Below are 18,309 nucleotides of genomic sequence, written 5' to 3'. Positions count from 1 at the left end.
GTGGTCACTTCGCGAGGGCGGCACCGATGGCGTCGAGGTTCTTCGTCATCCACGAGACGTAGTCCTCACCGCTGGGCAAGGTCTCGGTGACGCCGACGACCGGGATGTTGTTGTCCTTGGCCGCCTTGAGCACCGCTTCGGTCTGCGGACCGGTGGTCTGCTCGTTGTAGGCCAGCAGCTTGACCGCGTGACCGCTGAAGAGCTTGAGCGTGGCCTGCAGCACCGCCGGGGCAACGTCGGAGTCCTCCTCGATCGCCTCGGAGAATGCCTCGGGCGTCTTGTTCTTCAGGCCGATCGCCTCGAGCATGTACAGCGGCACCGGCTCGGTGATCGCGACCGGCTGCCCGTTGTAGGTCGCCTTCAGGTCGCCTTGCTTCTTGATCAGGCCGTCGATCGAACCTTTGAGTTGCTTGGCGTTGTTGGCGAAGGTGTCGGCGCTGGCCGGATCGATGCCGGCGTAGGTGGTCTGGATCTGGTCGATCACCTTCTGAACGGTCGGGAAGTCGTACCAGACGTGTTCGTTCAGCTCGTCGCCCGCCGCGGCCTTCTTGCCCGAGATGGTGACGGCGTTGAGCACCGTGGCCGAGGTGTTCTTGGCGGAGGCGAGCATGGTGTCGACGAAGTCGTCGTAGCCGCCGCCGTTCTCGATCACGACCTTCGCCTTGGAGAGTGCCAGCTGGTTCTGGGCGCTCGCCTCGTACTCGTGCGGATCCTTGTCGGGGTCGTCGATGATCGACGTGACGCTCACCTTGTCGCCACCCACCTTCGCCGCGATGTCGCCCCACACGTTGGTGGACGCCACCACCTCGATCGGTGCGGCGCTGGTGCTCGCGCTGGGACTGCCGGACGCCGTGGGCGAGGTCGTGCCCGCCGGTGACGAGCAGCTAGCGAGGGCGAACGCCGCCAGCGACGCCGCGAGTGGAAGGGCGAATCGGGTGAGCTTCATGGTTGTCCAATCTGATCGGGCCGGCGGTCACCACCTGGGGACGGCTCGGCTGCAGCTCGTACTACGACGGTAATGATAACTACTCTCATAACAGACTGTTGGCGGTTGATCACGCCTCGGTGGTCGAGTTGGTCGAGACCCAGGCCGCCCACCGCTGGTTGAGCTTGTCGAAACCCTCGGAAGGATCTCGACAAGCTCGATCAACGGCTGGCGGGGTTTCGACAAGCTCGATGGGCGGCGGCCGTCACAACTTGGCCAACTGGCCGGCGACGTCCTCGAGTTGGCGGATCACGCTGATGCCGCCGGCCTCGAAGTCGCTGCCGTTGACCGTGAGCACATGGCCCGCCTCGACCGCCTTGGTGCCGGCGAGCGTCTTGGTGATCTCGGCGACGGCAGCCTCGGGTTTGCCGTCGGAGACGCTCACGATCAGCACGTCGGGCTTGCGGCGCAGGGCGTCCTCGCGGCTGATCTCGGCCCAGCTCTGCTTCAGATCGCCGAACTCGTTGACCTGGCCGAGCGTCTCGATGATTGTCGCCGCCGGATAGCCGCTGAGCGCGTAGAGCTTGCCGTTGAAGGACTGCACGTAGGCGATCCGTAGCTGCTTGCCGGCGAGCGAGGCCTTGGCCCTGGCCACCCGGGTCTCGATCTCCTGGTTGAGTTCGCGGGCCCGCTCGTCGACTCCGAAGATGTGGCCGAGGTTCGTGACGTCGGCTTCGATCGTGGCCAGGGTGCGTCCCGCCGGGGTCTTCGCGCAGTAGCCGCCCATGATGTACACGCCGGAGCCGATGCCGGTCAGGTCGTCGTAGCTGACCTTGCCCTCGCCGGTCACCTGGCCCTCGTCGTTGCCGAGGAAGAGGTCGGGCTGGGCACCCAGCATCGATTCCCGCGACGGCGTGTAGTCGGGCGACACCTCGACGATGCCCTCGGGGGCGCCGGCCGGCAGCGCGCCCTGCGAGCCGAGCACGTAGCCCCGCACGCTGTTCTGGACGCCGAGCGCGGTCAGGGTGTCCAGCGTGCCCGGGTAGCCGAGCACCACCCGGGTCGGCGCCTTGGCGTAGCTGAAGTCGCGGCCGCAACTACTCACCGTGACCGGATAGCTGCCGGCGGATTGCGGCGTGGCGGAGGCGGACGGCGCGGGCGCCGTGACCGGCGCCGCCGGGCTGCTGCAGGCCACCGCGGCCAGCGAGACAGCGGCGGCCAGCGCACAGCGGAGGATGAGCTTCATCTGGTGTCCCTTTCGACGGTGACGGGCGCGGCCACGGTGGCCGGCCCGGGTGCGGGTGCATAGCTGAGCGCCAAGCGTCCGGTCAGCGGGTTGACGCCGCGATGGACGGCGACGCCGTAGACCGAGCCGATCAGTTCCGGTGTGAGCACCTCGTCGGTGGGGCCGTCGGCCACCACCCGGCCGGCGGCCAGGACGACGACGCGGTCGCAGTAGGCGGCGGCCAGGTTCAGGTCGTGCAGGGCGGCGAGCACGGTGACCGGCAGCGAGCGGAGCAGTTCGAGCAGCTCCACCTGGGCGCGAATGTCGAGGTGGTTGGTCGGCTCGTCGAGGACGATCACCGGGGTGGCCTGGGCCAGCGCGCGGGCCACGAACACCCGCTGCCGCTCGCCGCCGGACAGGGTGCCGACGCCACGCTCGGCCAGGTGCGACACCCCGGCGGTGGCCAACGCTTCCTCCACCGCCTCGCGGTCGTCGTCGCGGAGCCGCTCCAGCCGGCCCAGGTGCGGCACCCGGCCGAGTTCGACCACCTCGCGAACACAGAACTCGAAGTCGGGGACGTCGTCCTGCAGCACCGCGGCAGTGCGCCGGGCCGCCTCCCGTGCGGGTAGCTGCCACACGTCATCGCCTCCCACCGCCACCAACCCCGAGGCCGGACGCAGCGCCCGGTAGATGCTGCGCAGCAAGGTGGTCTTGCCCGAACCGTTCGGTCCGACCAGCCCGACGAACTCACCATCGGCGGCCGTCAGCGCGGCATCGTGCAGGACGCGGCTTCCGGCCAGATCGACCCGCAGTCCCTCGACGTCGACCCTCATCGCGCCGTCCGCACTCCACGGCGTCCGCTGGCCAGCAGCCAGACGAAGAAGGGTGCCCCGATGGCAGCGGTGACCACACCGACCGGCAGTTCGGCGGGTGCCAGCACCAGCCGGGCGATCAGGTCGGCGACCAGCAGCACCGCGGCGCCGATCAGCAGCGCGCAGGGCAGCACCCGGCGGTGGTCGGTGCCCACCAACTGGCGGGCGATGTGCGGCACCATCAGGCCGACGAAGCCGATGCCGCCCGACACGGTGACCACGCAGCCGGTGACCAGCGCGGCGAGCAGCATCAGTTGCAGTTGGAAGCGGCCGACGTCGACACCCAGCGAGCGGGCCAGGTCGGCGCCAGAGACCAGCGCGTTGAGCCGGCCGCCGGCGATCACCAGCCAGCCGGCGCCGAGCACGACCACCGCGGTGAGCAGCGGCAGGTCACGCCACTGCGCGCCGGAGACGCTGCCCAGCGACCAGTACAGCACCCGTTGCACCTGGCTGGGCGTGGCCAGGATCTGCAGGAAGTAGGTGGCCGACGAGAACACGTAGCCGACCGCGACGCCGGCCAGCACCAGCCGGGCCGGCGGCCACTCGCCGCCGCTGCGTCCGAGCAGGAAGACGACGGCGAAGGCCAGCAGCGCACCGGCGAAGGCGGCCGCCGCCAGCGGTGCCCCACCGATCGCGTCGCTGCCCAGCACGATCACCAGGACCGCGCCGAAACCGGCCCCCGGCGTCACACCGATCAGCTGCGGGTCGCCGAGCGGGTTGCGGACCACCGCCTGGATGACGGTCCCGGCGACGCCGAGCCCGGCGCCGACCAGGATGGCCAGCAGGGTCCGCGGCAGCCGGACCGTCCAGACGATCTGGTCGGCGACGGTGTCGGCGGTCGCGCCGGCCAGGCCCAGGTGTGCGACGACGATCCGCCAGACCTCGGCGAGCGACAGCGGGACAGAACCGACGGAGACCGAGACGAGCGCCAGGGCCACGACTCCCAGGGCGAGGCCGAGCAACAGCAGCCCGAAGGCCGGTGGCCGGGGCAGCGTCGGCGGCGGCTCGTCGGCCGGGTTCACGCCGGCGAAGACGACCGTCCGAGATGGCGTCACCCCGCGGCCGATCCCGGCGTCGCCGCGTACTGCAGCCGCTCCACGGTCGCGCCCGTCTCCTCCAACACCTCGCGCTCGGTGCGCCCGGTCGCCGCCGCCAACTCCATGGCGAGCAGCCGAGCGATGGTGGCCAGTCCGACCGTTACCTGGCCACCATCGGGCTCATACCGCAGCGCCCGGCTGAGCGCCGCCTCGGGGTCACGGGAGGGCCGCGTCCATGCCGACAGCACCCGTAGCCCGGCCCGAATGCAGCGGTACTGAGCGTCGCTCACCCAGCGCCGATCCGTACTCACGAGGCGATACCGGTCAGGCCACCGAGGCCGCATAGATCGACTCGCTCGTGGCTGCCAGGGTGGCGTCGAACTCGTCGTCGCCCTGCTGCGCCGTCAGGCCGTCGAGCAGGGCGCGGCTGAAGCTGGCGATCAGGCCGGGGTTGCGGGCCAGCCTCTCATTCGCCTCGTCACGGCTGTAGCCGCCGGACAGTGCGACCACCCGCGCCACATTGGGGTGCTCGATCAGGTCGGTGTAGAAGCCGTCGACGGTTGGGATGGACAGCTTGAGCGCGATCTTCTCCTCGCCCAGGCCGCCCAGCCGGGCCAAGATCGCCGCCTTCAGCAACGACTCCGCCTCCACCTTGTCGGGCGCGCCGATGTTCACCTCGGGCTCGAGGATCGGCATCAGTCCGGCGTCCAGCACCCGTCGACCGACCTCGAACTGCTGGGCGACGATCGCGTCGATGCCGCGGGCGTTCGCGGCGTGGATCACCGAGCGCTCCTTGGTGCCGAAGACGCCGAGGCCGCGCGCCTTGGCGAGCAGCTCGTCCAGACCGGGGATGTCACGCATCGGCTGGACGTCGTCGGCGCGGTCGGCCAGGCCCTTGTCGATCTTGACGAACGGGATGATGCCCTTGCGCTGCCACAGGTAGGCGGCCACGCCCTCGCCGTCGATCTGCCGGTCGAGGGTGGCCTCGAACAGGATCGCGCCGAGGATCCGATCGCTGGTGAAGGCGGCGCTGGTGATGATCCGGGCGCGGGCCGCCTGGATCAGGTCGTACATCTCGGCGTCGGTTGAGTAGGCGGACTCATCAATGCCATACGACTTCAACGCCTTGGGCGTGCTGCCGCCACTCTGGTCCAGGGCGGCGATGAAGCCGTCGCCGGTTTCGAAGCGGGCGAGCATCTGCGGGTCGGACATGAACAGCCTCCTTGGTCGGCTCTCGCCGGCTCGGTCGTGGGTCGGCATCAGACTAACGCAATTCGGAATGATTCTCATTCTTATTAAGTGGTGACTTCTGACCCACCCGTGGGTCGAGCTTGTCGAGGCCGCGGAGTGGACCGCGGCGTGGGGTTTCGACAAGCTCAACCAGCGGAGCGCTCACCGGCGGGTCTTTGGGGAGGCCGAGACGTTCACCGCTGCGGTTGAAGATGGTGAGGATCTCCAGCGGCTCGCGACCGAGGGCGGCGACGCCGTGCGGAAGCCGGGTGTCGAACTCGGCGGCCTGGCCGGCCTCCAGCACGAGTTCATGGTCGCCGAGGACGACGCGGGCGCGGCCGCGCAGGACGTAGCACCACTCGTAGCCGTCGTGCGATCGGGTCCGGATGGTTTCGTCCGACGGGGTGAGGGTCATCTTGAAGGTCTGCACGGGTGCACTCTCGGGTGAGAGGTATTCCACGGTGAGGTTGCCGAACCGTCGGGTGCGGGCGCGGATGCGGGGGTCGGGCGTCGTCCACATCAGCAGGTCGTCGACGCTGAGCCGCAGCGCGCGGGTGACCGGGAGGAGCAGTTCGAGGTTCGGGGCACGCTTGCCCGCTTCGAGCCGGGACAAGGTGGACGCCGAGATGCCGGTGGCCTCGGCAAGTGCTTCGAGGGTGAGATCGCGCTTCAGCCGCGCCGCCCGCAGCCGCGGTCCGACCTCACGCAACACCGCGCGGGTCAGGTCGGCCCCTTGCTCCCACTCGGTCACGGAGCCGCTACCCGCGCCGGACGAAGACGGGCCCGACCCTGATCGCCCGGGCCCTCATCGCACGATCCTGCGGACGTGTAGGACATGGTCCTGGCGAGCGCCCGGCTGCCCCTCGGGACCGGTCAACTCGATCGTGTCGAGCTCGTCCCGGACGATCTCCCACTGCCCATCGGCGAGCTGCAGCGCGGCGCGGTTCTGCTCCGGCGATTGCAGGGCGAGGTTGACCGGATGATCGACGGCGGGCAGGCCCTGATGCCAGGGCGGCACGCCCCAGTGCGAGACGACCAGCAGGTGCCCGCCGGGAGTGACCGCCTGGCCCGCCCGGCGCAGGATCCGCTCCCGCTCGTCGGGTGCGGCGACCGGCGAGTGCAGGAATTGCGCCGACACCAGGTCGAACTCCCCCGCGGGGAAGTCGCTGCCGAGGTCGTGCTGGGCGAAGTCGATCCGCTCACCCAGGCCGAGACGGACGGCGTGGGCGCGGGCCCGCGCCAGCGCCGTCCGGGAGGCGTCGACGGCGCGCACCGTCCAGCCCTGTTCGGCGAGCCAGATCGCGTCCGCACCCTCGCCGCAGCCGAGATCGAGCGCGGTGCCAGGTTCCAGGCCGCTGACCTCGGCGATCAGGTGTCGGCCCACCGGTCCACGCTCGGCGTGGGTGTGGCCGGCGTAGAAGCCGTCCCAGAACTGCGGCGCGCTGGGCATCGGGTTCGTCATCATCAGCTTCTTCCGGTCAGCGACGAGCGTTCTTGACGTCGGCCGCGATCGCCTCGAGCGAGTCGATGGCACCGACACCGCCGCCCTGGGCGAGGTTCTCGTCGGCCCCGTGCACGCGTCCGCCCTTAACGGCGGGCAGGTCCGGCAGCGCGGCGGCCAGTTCGGCGATGGCCGCCTTCTCATCGCCGACGTAGTTCACGAAGATCAGGTCCGGCGTCATCGCCCGGGCCTGCTCGGCGCTCAGTTCGGCGAACGTGGTGGGCAGGTCTGCGAACTGGTTAGTCAGCCCGAGGGCATCCAGAGTTGCCGATACCGGGTAGCCCCCGATCGCGTAGACCTTACCTCCGACCACCTTGAGGAACGCCACGGTCGCGGCGCGGCCGTCCAGCGAGGCCTTCGCCTTGGCCACCCGGTCCTTGAGCTGTCGATTCAGCTGCTCGGCGCGTTCGGCCACGCCGAAGATCCGGCCCAGATTGGTGATGTCGGCATAGACGGTGTCGATCGACCGGTTGACCGGCGAGGCCATGCAGTAGTCGCCCATCACGTAGGCATTGGCGCCGATGCCGGCCAGGTCGTCGTAGGAGAGCTTGCCCTGGCCGACGAGCTGCGCCTCGGTGAACGACAAGAACAGGTCGGGTGCGGCGGCGATCACCGGCTCGCGGGCTGGGACTGTGTCGGGAGAAACCATCACCAGGTCTTTCGACAGGCTGCCGGGGGCGACGCCACGGTCGTCCGGGCCGAGCAGGTAGCCGTGTACGGCATCGGCCACCCCGAGGCGGTCCAGGGTCTTCAGCGTGCGGTAGTTGCCGAGCAGCACCCGGGTGGGCGCTTTGGCGTAGCTGAAATCGCGACCGCAGGAAGCGACCGTCGCCGGGTAGCCGGCCGTCGCGGTCACGGGCAGCGTACTGCCGGCCGGAGTGGCCGGGGCCGTGGTCGAACAACCGGCGAGCACCAGGCCGGCCAACACCAGCGCCGGCCGCCACCGACCAGTTCGGGAAGTCCCCATCGCGCACCTTTCGGACACCACCGGGCTCATGCCCGGTAAGTGACAACCGTTCTCAATAGACAGCTCCTACGGTACGAGACCAGAGCGGGCGGGTGAAAATCTTCATGCCAAATCGGCAAGAGAGATGCTCCCTAGATCGGGGGTCCGTCCGGTAGTCGCAATGGGGCCCGTCCGAGGTGGCGGCTTGACACAATGAGGCGGTGACGAAGCTCGGTGCGGCGGCCGTCGCGGTGCTGCTGGCGCTCGGCGCGACCGGGTGCGGCACACCCACGCCGTCACCGACGCCGCTGACCGCGAGCGAGCACAGTCATGACAGCGAGACGGGTGAGCACATCACCCCGCTGGTCGGCGATAGCACCCGCGCGACTGAGTTCGGCTACACGATGGAGAAGGTCTCACTGCCCCGCAGCGTGGGCGTGGCTGGCCGGGTGAGTTTCCGGATCTGGAATTCACACCCGAGGTGGTAGAGCTTCTCATCGAAGCCGAAACCGATCTGCCGACCCTCACCAATCACCGCTTCGTGCAGCAACCCGACGCCCTACGAGCCAATAGCTGGGCCGAGATGAACGACAAGCTGCCCACGTTCCTCGACCACCTAGCAGACGCCTACTCAAAGACCCGCCGCCCGGACGCAACGAGCTGACACTGGCCAACCCACCCGATGTCGCAGCCGCAGCCGCACCCCTATCGGACACACGCGCTCTGCCTGCGCATCATAGGAACCGACAAGATGGTGAGAAGCTGCGGTACCCAGTCGGAGCAGTGTGCCGGCGACAGATCTGACGCGAACTACAGGGAGTCAGGTCGAGCGACCACGTCAGACCCTCGCACGAGGTGAGTCTATCGACATCACGTCCGAGCTGAAGCGGCACAGGGCACCAGCGTCAGCTGCCGATCGGCGGCGAGAGCTAGCAGGTCGTCGTCGTGACTGATCAGCAGCACCACCGCTCCGTCGGCGGCGACCCGGCGGATTTGGTCGGAGATAGATTGCAGGTGGCGGCGGTCGACGCCCGAGCTGGGTTCGTCGAAGACCACGATGCGCCGTCCGGCGACCCGGACGGCGGCGATTACGAGGCGCTGCTGCTGGCCGCCGGAAAGCGCCAGCGGGTGCCGGTCGGCGAGGTGAGCGAGATCGAGAGCATCGAGCACCTCGACGGTGTCGGGCGCGCAGGCGGCGTCCGTGCCGGCCAGGTCGATCTCGGCCTCGACGCTGTCGGTGAACAGCTGGCGTTGGACGTCCTGCATGACGATGGCGCTGGCACGTTGCCGAGCTCGCCGGCTCAGCGTCTTCCCGTCCAGGCGGACGGTGCCGGTGCTGCGCTGCAGGCCGGTGATGATCCGGGCGAGGGTGGTCTTGCCGGCGCCGTTGACGCCGCGGATCGCGGTGACCTCGCCGGCCGGGAAGGCGACGTGTTCGAGGTCGAGGACGAGGCGTCCGCCGAGCCGGCAGCGCACCCCGTCGAGTTCCAGCCCACCACGCACGCCGGGCTCGTCAGGGAGTCGCCAAGTGTCGTCGGTCGAGCTGGTCGAGACCTCTCTGGCAACGGGCTTCGACAGGCTCAACCAGTTGGACGCTGCACTGTTCAGGGTTTCCGCAGAGTCTTCCACGCTGGCACCGACGGCGGGCAGGGTCGGCAACTCGACCGTGCTGACCACGCCGCGGAGGCCTTCGTCGGCGAGTGCCTCGTCCGGGACGGCCCGGAACTGCGCCGCCGTCCACTCGACGTCGATCGCGCCGTCCTTCATGACGATGACCCGGTCGACGTGGTTGCTCAGGTAGCGCAGCCGATGCTCGGCGACCACGATGGTCACCCCTTGTGCCTTGAGCGTGGCGAGGGTGTCGGTCAGGCGCATGACGGCGTCAACGGAGAGGTTCGAGCTGGGTTCATCGAGCAGCAGGATCCGCGGGCGGTGGGTGGACGCCGCGGCGATGGCGACCTGTTGCTGTTGGCCGCCGGACAACTCGCGCAGACGCCGTCCGACCGGGACGTGGTGCGCGAGTTCGGCGAGCACGCCGTCCACCCGGTGCCGGATCTGCTCGGGCGGCACCCCGAAGTTCTCCAGCGCGAAGGCGACCTCCTCGGGGGCGGTGTCGGTGAAGAACTGCCGGCGCGGATGCTGCAGCACGGTCCCGGTGACCAGGCCGATCGCGTCGAGTTCGGCGTCGCTGGTGGCGATGCCGTCGACGGTGACGCTGCCGGTCAGGACGCCGTCGTCGTGGAAGTGCGGAATGAGTCCGTTCATCAGCCGCAGTGCGGTGGATTTGCCGGAGCCGGAGGCGCCGCAGAGGATGACGAACTCGCCCGGCTCGATGTGCAGGTCGAGGTCGCGCAGGCTCGGCTGCGCGGCGTGCGGGTAGGTCCAGGTGACCTGGTCGATGCGGATCATGCCAGCGGCCCCGGAAGGGTGAGCGCGGCGACCGCGAGCGCGGCGACGACCAGGACGAGCAGCCCGTCGGCCGGGCCGAACCGCGACGGATGCATCGCCGTCGGCGTCCGGCGAGAGCCGAGGCCGCGCAGGATCGCGGACGCGGAAAGGTCCTCGCTTGCGCGCAGGCTGGCGGCGATCATCGGGACGGTGAACCGCTCCAGGGTGAGCACCGGGTGCCGCAGCATGCCGGTGGCGCCGGTCAGGCCGCGCAGCCGCATCGCGTCCAGCACCGCGGCGGCTTCGGCGCTGACCACCGGAAAGAAGCGGAGCATCACCGCGAGGGTGACCGAGATCGCCCGCGGCAGCCGCCAAGCCCGCAACGCGGCCGACAGCTGGGTCGGCGACGTGGTCGCGATCAGGTGCGCCCCAACCCCGACCGCAGCCACGAAACGGATCAGGTAACCGCAGGCGATCGCCAGGATCGCGGTGAACCCGTTCGGCCACCACAGCGGCAACTGCCAGCCCACCAGCCACATCGTCACCGCGGTCGCCGCCACCCCGAACGCCCGCCCCCAGGCCCGCTCGGCCATAGCCAGACCGACCGCCAGCACCAGCGCCGCAGGCACGAACCGCAGCCCTCCGGTGCTCATCACCGCGATGCTGCAGGCCAACACCAGCAGGATCTTGGTCCGCGGATCCAGGCCCTTCTCCGGCACCGCCCCGACCCGGACGACCCGGCCGTCCGCGGTACGGGGGGACGGTTCTTTTCGTCCCACTTCTACGACGCGAGCGGTACGAAGGGACGGTTCTTTTCGTCCCACTTCCGGCGTCTGCGCGCCTGAAGTGCCGTCGTCCCCATGGTCCAACTTGGTGACTTCGGTGGGACGAAGAGAACCGTCCCTTCGTTCCACCGCATCGTCCTTGATGGGACGAAAAGAACCGTCCCCGCGTCCCACCGCGACGTCCTCGATGGGACGAAAAGAACCGTCCCCGCGGTCCAACGAAGCGCCCACCGGTCCGCGGTCAGGCGAGGCCGGCGCGGACAAAATGCTTCCTCAACAGGGCTGAACCGAGTAGGGCACCGAGGAATCCGGCGACCACGATGACTGCGCCGAGGGCACCGATCACGCCGGTGCTGAGCAGGGCGTCGGTGGCCTTCACGTAGTCGGGACCCATCTGGGTCCAGCTGAGGCTGGCGAAGTACGCCTGCCGGTCGATGAGCAACGGCAGCAGCGGGGTGAAGAAGCTCAGCGAGTAGAGCGTGTAGGCCCAGATCGCGGCCCACTTCGAGCGGTAGCCGCCAAGCCAGAGCAGCGTCTCGGCGACCAGTCCGAGTACGACGATCGCCAGCGTGCTGACCGGGGTGTTGCCGCTGAGCAGGTAGAACAAGGCGACGACGGCGGCGAACAGGGCGACCATGCCGCCGTGGCGGACGCGGGTGAAGAACAGCATCACCACGATCCCGCCGGCGACGACCTGCAGCGGCACCGCGGCCAGCCAGACCACCGGCGAGACGATGCCGAGCATCCCGATGGCGTAGACGACCACGATGAAGATCACGGCGAAGATCGCCGTGTTGAGCAGGTCGCGGGCGCTGAACCGCAGCGACGGCTTCGGACGGACCGCCGTCCCAGCCTCGGCACTCATGCCAGACCCGCCTTCCGGAAGTGCTTGCTCAACAACGCGGTGCCCAGCAGCGCTCCGAGCAGGCCGCAGATCACAGTGGCGGCGACCATGATCAGCACGGCCGGCACGGTGACCACCTGGGCGAAGTCGTGCATGTAGGACGCGCCCATCGACTCGGTGCCGCGGCCGCGGATGTACTCGGCCGGGTCCAGGAAGAACGGGATCCACGGTCCGGCGAACCAGGCCGAGAACACCACGTAGGTCCAGATCGCCGCCCACTTCGACCGATACCGGCCGGCGGCCAGCACGAACTCGCCGATCAGCCCGAGGACGATGGTGAGCAGCGTGCTCTGCCACGGATGACCGACCATCAGGAACAGCAACGCCAGCACAGTGCCAAACAGGGCGACCATGCCGGCGTGCCGCACCCGGGTGAGGAACAGCAGATACGGAACACCCGCCGCGATCGCGGAGAGCGGCAGGGTGAACAGCATCACCAGCGGGCTGACGATGCCGAGCATGGCAATCGCGAAGACGATCACGAAATAGATCACCGCGAAGATCGCCACGTTCAGCAGGTCACGGGCGGAGAATCGGACGGCGGGCAGCCTCCCTGCGGACAGACCCCGTCCGGTGGACGAACTCCCTTTGTCCTGCTGCTGCGTCGGCGTCCGCACCCCTGAGGGCTGAGCCGTCGACGACTGGCTTGGCGTCGGAGTGGTCGACGGCTGAGTGGTGGCGGAGCGTCGGGTCTCATCTGTCATGGCAGGTCCTTTCCGACCGGCGGGTGAATCAGTCGTGGGCGGCGAGTTGCCAGCCGGCGGCGTCGACGCGTTCCGCCCAGTAGCCGGCGTAGGCGCCGCCGGCGGCGAGCAGTTCGGCATGGGTTCCGGACTCCCGGATGCCGCCATCGCCGTCGAGCATCACGATCTGGTCGGCGGTCATGATCGTCTGCAGCCGGTGGGCGACGACGATCAGCGTCCGGTCCGACCGGATGGCGTCGATAGCCTCACCGATGGCGATCTCGTTGCCGATGTCGAGGGCCGCGGTGGCCTCGTCGAGCAGCACGATCGGGGCGTCCTTGAGCAGCGCGCGGGCGATCGAGACCCGCTGGCGTTCGCCGCCGGACAGGTTGGAGCCGCCCTCGCCGACCCGGGCGTCCCAGCCGCCGGGGAGCCGTCCGGCGATCTCGTCGACCCGGGCCTGGGTAGCGGCGGCGATCACCTGATCGCGCGGCAGGTCGGGGTTGCCGATCCAAACGTTGTTCAGGATCGTGTCGTCGAACAGGTAGACGTCCTGGAAGACCGGCGCGACAGCCGCCTCCACCACGCTGGTGCCGAGCGCGGGCAGCGGCATACCGCCGATCGAGACCGTGCCGGCCTCAGGGTCGTAGAACCGGGCGATCAGCTTGGTGATGGTGGTCTTGCCCGAGCCGGACGGCCCGACGATCGCGGTCATCTTTCTGGACGGAGCGGTGAACGAGAGATCACGCAGCACCGGGTCTCCGCCGTAGCCAAAGGTGACACGGTCGAAAGCGATCCCCCAATCGGCGGGCTTCCCCGGTTCGGCCGGTTCGGGCAGTGCCGCCACCGCGGCGAGCTCGTCGAGCTGGTCGATCGTCGTCCGGGCGACCGCGACGCCGCCGCCCAGATCGCCGGCCTGCACGATCGGCTCGTTGAACCGGACGCCCAACACCAGCAGCCCGATCAGCGTCGCCACGTCGATGCTGCCGCCGAGGGCGAGGAAGGCGCCGAGCACCAGCACGACCGTGAGCGACAGCTGCACGATGCCGGCGAAGGTCGCGATGCCCACCCCGCCGGTGACCAACATGCCGTGGTAGGCGTGGTGCTGACGCTGCAACGCCTGCTCGACCAGCCGGTCCGCGATCGAGTCATCCCCGGCGGTGCGCAGCGCCGGCTGTGCCCGGGCGAACTCAATCACCCGGCTGGACGCGTTCGCGACCGCCTGGGAGTGTGCCGCGTCGCCCTTGCCGATCTGGCGGCTCAGCCAGCGGTAGGCGACGACCAGCACCGGCACCATCAGCGTCATCGCCAGCGCGAGCCGCCAGTCGAAGAACCACATGCCGACCAGCACCACACCGGGCGTGACCAGGCCGGCCAGGATCTGCCGCAGGATCGCGTAGGGCATGTTCGAGACGAACATCGCCCCCTGGGTCGCGATGCCGGTGATCAGACCCGAGCGGTCGGGCCCGAACCAGGCCACCGGCAGCTCGACCAGGCGGTCACCCAGCCGGGTGATCAGCGAGTCGAGCACCGCGCCGCTCGCCTTCATGCCCAGTTGGCTGGCGCACCAGGAGCCGATCACGTAGAGCACCGCCACGATTGCGGTGCCGAGCAGCCATCGTCCGGCCGCCTCGCTGTCGCCCGCGAACAGTGCCCGCAGCAGCGGCACCAGCATCAGGAACGCGATTCCCTGGAACACCGCGGTGGCAAGTACGAACGCCAGTTCGATGATCACCAGCCGCCGCGCCTCGGCCGAGCAGTAGTTCAGCATCCGACGAATCACGATGCGGCTCCTTCGGGAAGGGAACGGGCATGGTTGCGCTGGTAGTCGGCCCACATGCCCGCATACCGGCCGCCGGCGGCGACCAGGTCGGCATGGCTGCCGCGTTCGACGATCCGGCCCTCGTCGAGGACGAGGATCTGGTCGGCCTCGGTGATGGTGTGCAGGCGATGCGCGATCACCAGCACCGTGCGTCCGGCGGCCAGTGTGCTGAGCGCCCGCTGGATGGCGGCCTCGGAGTCCGGGTCGGCGAACGCGGTGGCCTCGTCGAGTACCAGGATCGGGGCGTTCGCGAGCAGCGCCCGGGCGATGGTGACCCGCTGCGCCTCACCGCCGGAGAGGTTGGCGTCGTGACCGACGACGGAGTCGTAGCCACGGTCGAAGCGCAGGATCCGCTCGTGGATCTGGGCTGCCTTTGCCGCCGCTTCGACCTCGGCGTCGGTGGCGTCCGGACGGGTCAGCCGGATGTTGTCGCGCAGGCTGGCCCGCAGCAGTTGGACGTCCTGGAAGACGAAGCCGACCTCGCGGTACAGCTCCGATCCGGCCATCTGACGGACGTCGGCGCCGCCGAGCGCGACCCGTCCGGCGTCGACGTCGTAGAACCGCGGCACCAGCTTGGCCAGCGTCGACTTGCCCGAGCCGGACGCCCCGACCAGCGCGGTCACCGTGCCCGGCGCGCAGGCGGCGCCGATCTCGTGCAGCACCCGGTGGTCGGGGTCGTAACCGAACGACACTCCCTCCAGCGCGATGTCGTGTCCGGCCGGGCTGAGCGGCCGATCGGGTTGGGAGACGGCCGGCAGCGCGAAGAAGGCGGCCAGCGAGGCCTGCGCCTTCCTGGCGTTGCGCAGGAAATGGCCCGACGATCCGAACTTCATCAGCGGCGCGGTCAGGCCCAGGCCGAGCAGCAGCCCGGGCAGCACGTCGATCGGGGTCGCGGCACCGCTGGAGATCAGCCAGTAGCCGGCGGCCAGCAGCCAGACCAGCACCACCACAGGCGAAGTGAGCACCTCGATGATGGTGAAGGCGACCGCGGTCTCGGCCGTCCATTCTCCGACGAAGCGGACGTACCGGGTGGTGGCGTCGCGGTAGCGGCGATGGCTGCGGCCGAGTTGGCCGAAGCGCTTGACCACCGCGATGCCCTGGACGAACTCGACCGTCGCCCCGGCCAGCGCCGCCGTCGCCGCGTCGTACTGCTGGTACTTCTCGCCGCTGCCCCGCATCAGCACCGGGAACAGGATCATGGTGAGCACCAGCGGCACCAGGGCGGCCAGCGCCATCTGCCACTGGACGCCGAACAGATAGACCAGGCCGATCACCGGCACGGCGATCGCGGTCAGCAGATCCTGGATGGTGTGCGCCACCAGCTGATGCAGAGAGGTGACGTCGCTCTCGACGAGCTTGCGCACCGTGCCCGACGAGCGCTGGTCGAACCAGCCCAACGGCAACCGCTGCAGATGCCGGACGATCCGTTGCCGCAGCGACAACTGCAGCCGTCCGTCGGCGAAATGCCCGACGGCGCCGGCCCCGAACGCGGACGCGGCACTGACGAACAGCGCCACCACCGCGACGATCACGATCGTCCAGACCCGGCCGGCGTCGATCGGACCACCGTCGATCGCGGGCAGCAGCGTCCGCGCCAGCTCGACGATCGCGATGAACGGCACGACACTGCTCGCCGCCCCGACCAGGCTCAGCGTGACGATCGCGGCAAGACTCCCCCGCACCGGCGCGAAGAACGACTCCTGCGCTCCTTGGCTCATCCGGGCACCCTCCCATCGACTGAATTGAGAACCATTATCGTCAGGTAGTGTGAACACTGTTCTAATCTGTCCGCGAGACGAGATCAACCCGGCGGCCGAGCTTGTCGAACTCACCCACCGCTGGTCGAGCTTGTCGAGACCACCCCCGCCGTTGGTCGAGCTTGTCGAGACCTCGGTGGGCGGCTGTCGGGGAGTTTCGACAAGCTCAACCAGCGGTGGTCGGGCCAGTTCAACCAGCGGTGGTCGACACGCTCAACCGGCGGTGGTTGAGCCAGCAGGAAGGAGAGCCGATGAGTGACACCGTCACCGCGCCGTTCCACGTCGGCCTGACGCCGGAGCGCGTGGTCGATGCCGCCGTGGAGCTGACCCGCGAGTCACATCTGATGAGCTGGTCGATCCGCGACCTGGCCACCCGGCTCGGGGTTGCGCCCTCGGTGATCTACCATCACGTCGGCGGCAAGGACCTGCTCTGCCGCCGGGTCGTCGAACGCGCTCTCGTCCGGATCGAACTGCCGGACCCCGCGCTGCCGTGGCAGGACTGGTACCGGACGCTCCTCTACTCCATTCAGCCGCTCGCCACCGAGTTTCCCGGGGTGGCGAAGTGGATGCTGATGCACGGCCCGACCATCCCCCCGGTGCTTCCGGTGATCGAAGCCGGGATGGAGATCCTGCGCCGCGCCGGTTTCGGCGAGCGCACCCATCTCGCCTACGCGCTGTTGCTGAACAACGCGATGCTGACCATTTCGATGGGTGACGATCGGCTGCAACACGAGGGGGACGGCCCGCGCGACCACGCCACCATGATGACCGAGTTCGCCCAACTGCCGACCGCCTCGGACGACGTCCGCGCGATGGGCAGCCACTTCATCAGGCCGTTCGCCGAGGGCGGCGACACCGCGACCCGGATGCGCACCGCCTACTACCGGTTCACCGTCGACACCACCATCGCCGGGCTGGCCGCCACTCTCGATCCGACCGGAGACCCCACGACATGACCACAGCAGATCCCACGACCACCGTGCGTCCGCAGATCGGGCTACTGCTCAGCTCCGTGTTCCTGGTCTACCTCGGCCAGATGACGCTCAACCCGATCATCGCGCCGCTGTCCCGCGAGGTCGGCCTGGCCGAGTGGCAGATCGGCGTCACCATCAGCGCCGCCGCGGTGATGCTGGTGCTGACCAGCCAATCCTGGGGATGCCGCTCGCAGGCCTGGGGCCGCAAACCGGTGCTGGTCGCCGCATTCGCGCTTGCCACCGCGACAATGACGGCGTTCGCACTGGTCGCCTGGCTGGGCATGACCGGCGTCTTGACCGGCACCGGACTGTTCGTGCTGTTCGTGCTGCTGCGCGGTGTCGGCTTCGGATCGGCGATCGCCGCCGTCCCACCCACCGCGCAGGCCTACATCGCCGACGTCACCAGCGACGAGCAGACCCGGGTGAAGGGCATGGCCGGCATCGGGGCGGTGCAGGGCGTGGCGATGATCGGCGGATCCGTGGTCGGCGGGCTGCTGGCCGCGTTCGGGCTGATCGTCCCGCTGATCGCCGTCCCAGTGTTACTGGCGATCGGGCTGGTGCTACTCGGCGTCCGGCTTCGTCGCGAGACGCGCACCGAACTCGTCGAGCAGCCGGCCCAGATCAGCCCGCTCGACTCGCGGGTATGGCCGTTCCTGCTGGCCGGTTTCGGCATGTTCACCGCGCTCGGCTTCATTCAGGTGATCACCGGCTTCATCGTTCAGGACCGGCTCGGCCTCGACGCCCAGACCACCGGTCTGGTCACCGGCGGTGCGCTGCTGGCCGCCGGGGTGGGCATGGTCGTGGCGCAGGGGGTGCTCGTCCCGCGCAGCGGCTGGGCACCGCAGAAACTGCTGCGGGTCGGCACGATGGTCGCGCTCGCCGGCTTCGCCACCCTCATTCCGGACGCCGGCGCGGCGGTGCTGTTCGTCGCGATCCTGCTGATCGGGCTGGGGCTCGGCGTCGCCATGCCCGGGTACACCGCCGGCCCGTCGCTGCTGATGCGGCGTGAGGAACAGGGCGGCCTGGCCGGACTGATCGGCGCCACCAACGGGCTCACCTTCGTGATCGCCCCACCCTGGGCACCGCGCTGTACGGAGTCTGGCCGCTGCTGCCAATCATCCTCGGCACGGTCGTGATGGCCATCGTGGCGGCGTTCGTCCTGCTCCACCCGCGATTCCGGAGTGCTGCGGCACCCGCCGTCGGTTGAGCTTGAGCAACACCCCTCGTCAGCCGCATGTCCGGGGTCTCGACAAGCTCGAC

At 69.3% G+C, this 18,309-nt stretch carries 19 protein-coding genes; 4 read left to right on the top strand and 15 right to left on the bottom strand.

The genetic code is table 11. The features are described from left to right. Positions 1-4 precede the first annotated feature (4 nt). From QM721_RS13365 to QM721_RS13325, 9 genes are all read right to left on the bottom strand, one after another. Entirely contained in the window at positions 5-946 is a 942-nt protein-coding gene (locus QM721_RS13365) for a metal ABC transporter solute-binding protein, Zn/Mn family (RefSeq protein ID WP_415122797.1), read from the bottom strand. A 244-nt stretch (positions 947-1,190) separates the two neighbouring features. Continuing rightward, positions 1,191-2,171: an ABC transporter substrate-binding protein gene (locus tag QM721_RS13360; protein ID WP_415122795.1), complete on the bottom strand. Its 981-nt coding sequence runs from the start codon at positions 2,169-2,171 to the stop codon at positions 1,191-1,193. Next, positions 2,168-2,983, bottom strand: a complete 816-nt coding sequence (locus tag QM721_RS13355; protein WP_415122793.1) for an ABC transporter ATP-binding protein — start codon at positions 2,981-2,983, stop codon at positions 2,168-2,170. The genes QM721_RS13360 and QM721_RS13355 overlap by 4 nt, the downstream gene beginning before the upstream one ends. Next, on the bottom strand, positions 2,980-4,077 hold the full coding sequence (locus QM721_RS13350; protein WP_415122791.1) for a FecCD family ABC transporter permease: 1,098 nt from the start codon (positions 4,075-4,077) through the stop codon (positions 2,980-2,982). The genes QM721_RS13355 and QM721_RS13350 overlap by 4 nt, the downstream gene beginning before the upstream one ends. Further along, positions 4,074-4,370, bottom strand: coding sequence for a hypothetical protein (locus QM721_RS13345; RefSeq protein WP_415122789.1), 297 nt, complete (start codon positions 4,368-4,370; stop codon positions 4,074-4,076). Before QM721_RS13345 ends, QM721_RS13350 begins: the two co-directional genes overlap by 4 nt. A gap of 13 nt (positions 4,371-4,383) precedes the next feature. Next, a complete protein-coding gene (locus QM721_RS13340) occupies positions 4,384-5,271 on the bottom strand; it encodes a fructose bisphosphate aldolase (protein ID WP_415122787.1) in 888 nt (295 codons plus the stop codon). Between the two features lie 52 nt (positions 5,272-5,323). After that, positions 5,324-6,040 (bottom strand): helix-turn-helix domain-containing protein, encoded by a 717-nt coding sequence (locus QM721_RS13335; protein WP_415122785.1) that lies wholly within the window; start codon positions 6,038-6,040, stop codon positions 5,324-5,326. Positions 6,041-6,094: 54 nt separating this feature from the next. After that, complete coding sequence (locus tag QM721_RS13330; protein ID WP_415122783.1) at positions 6,095-6,751, bottom strand: SAM-dependent methyltransferase; 657 nt, start codon at positions 6,749-6,751, stop codon at positions 6,095-6,097. Positions 6,752-6,767: 16 nt separating this feature from the next. Next, positions 6,768-7,757 carry an ABC transporter substrate-binding protein gene (locus QM721_RS13325; RefSeq protein WP_415122781.1) on the bottom strand — a complete coding sequence of 330 codons (990 nt, stop codon included), beginning with the start codon at positions 7,755-7,757 and terminating at the stop codon, positions 6,768-6,770. Positions 7,758-7,957: 200 nt separating this feature from the next. On the opposite strand from QM721_RS13325, the gene QM721_RS13320 reads away from it, so the two are divergent. After that, positions 7,958-8,224: a hypothetical protein gene (locus QM721_RS13320; RefSeq protein ID WP_415122779.1), complete on the top strand. Its 267-nt coding sequence runs from the start codon at positions 7,958-7,960 to the stop codon at positions 8,222-8,224. Then, positions 8,218-8,400: a hypothetical protein gene (locus QM721_RS13315; protein WP_415122777.1), complete on the top strand. Its 183-nt coding sequence runs from the start codon at positions 8,218-8,220 to the stop codon at positions 8,398-8,400. Before QM721_RS13320 ends, QM721_RS13315 begins: the two co-directional genes overlap by 7 nt. A gap of 206 nt (positions 8,401-8,606) precedes the next feature. Here the strand turns inward: QM721_RS13315 and QM721_RS13310 are convergent, their stop codons facing one another. The 6 genes from QM721_RS13310 to QM721_RS13285 form a co-directional block, all read right to left on the bottom strand. After that, the gene (locus tag QM721_RS13310) at positions 8,607-10,145 is read right to left on the bottom strand and encodes an ABC transporter ATP-binding protein (protein WP_415122775.1); all 1,539 of its coding nucleotides are present in this window, start codon (positions 10,143-10,145) and stop codon (positions 8,607-8,609) included. Further along, positions 10,142-10,903: an energy-coupling factor transporter transmembrane component T gene (locus tag QM721_RS13305; RefSeq protein WP_415122773.1), complete on the bottom strand. Its 762-nt coding sequence runs from the start codon at positions 10,901-10,903 to the stop codon at positions 10,142-10,144. Before QM721_RS13305 ends, QM721_RS13310 begins: the two co-directional genes overlap by 4 nt. A 247-nt stretch (positions 10,904-11,150) precedes the next feature. Beyond that, positions 11,151-11,774, bottom strand: coding sequence for an MptD family putative ECF transporter S component (locus QM721_RS13300; protein WP_415122771.1), 624 nt, complete (start codon positions 11,772-11,774; stop codon positions 11,151-11,153). Further along, on the bottom strand, positions 11,771-12,517 hold the full coding sequence (locus tag QM721_RS13295) for an MptD family putative ECF transporter S component (RefSeq protein WP_415122769.1): 747 nt from the start codon (positions 12,515-12,517) through the stop codon (positions 11,771-11,773). Before QM721_RS13295 ends, QM721_RS13300 begins: the two co-directional genes overlap by 4 nt. A 28-nt stretch (positions 12,518-12,545) precedes the next feature. Further along, positions 12,546-14,279 carry an ABC transporter ATP-binding protein gene (locus QM721_RS13290; RefSeq protein ID WP_415122767.1) on the bottom strand — a complete coding sequence of 578 codons (1,734 nt, stop codon included), beginning with the start codon at positions 14,277-14,279 and terminating at the stop codon, positions 12,546-12,548. Further along, positions 14,276-16,036, bottom strand: coding sequence for an ABC transporter ATP-binding protein (locus QM721_RS13285; protein ID WP_415122765.1), 1,761 nt, complete (start codon positions 16,034-16,036; stop codon positions 14,276-14,278). The genes QM721_RS13290 and QM721_RS13285 overlap by 4 nt, the downstream gene beginning before the upstream one ends. 290 nt (positions 16,037-16,326) lie before the next feature. Between QM721_RS13285 and QM721_RS13280 the strand changes: the two genes are divergently transcribed. Both QM721_RS13280 and QM721_RS13275 read left to right on the top strand, forming a co-directional pair. After that, entirely contained in the window at positions 16,327-17,031 is a 705-nt protein-coding gene (locus QM721_RS13280; RefSeq protein WP_415122763.1) for a TetR/AcrR family transcriptional regulator, read from the top strand. Further along, positions 17,028-18,185 (top strand): MFS transporter, encoded by a 1,158-nt coding sequence (locus QM721_RS13275; RefSeq protein ID WP_415122761.1) that lies wholly within the window; start codon positions 17,028-17,030, stop codon positions 18,183-18,185. Before QM721_RS13280 ends, QM721_RS13275 begins: the two co-directional genes overlap by 4 nt. The last annotated feature ends 124 nt before the right edge of the window (positions 18,186-18,309 follow it).

Source organism: Micropruina sp. (assembly GCF_047602085.1).
Lineage (GTDB): Bacteria > Actinomycetota > Actinomycetes > Propionibacteriales > Propionibacteriaceae > Micropruina.
Note: the sequence above shows the minus strand (reverse complement) of the source record. Positions and strands in the feature narration are given on the sequence as shown.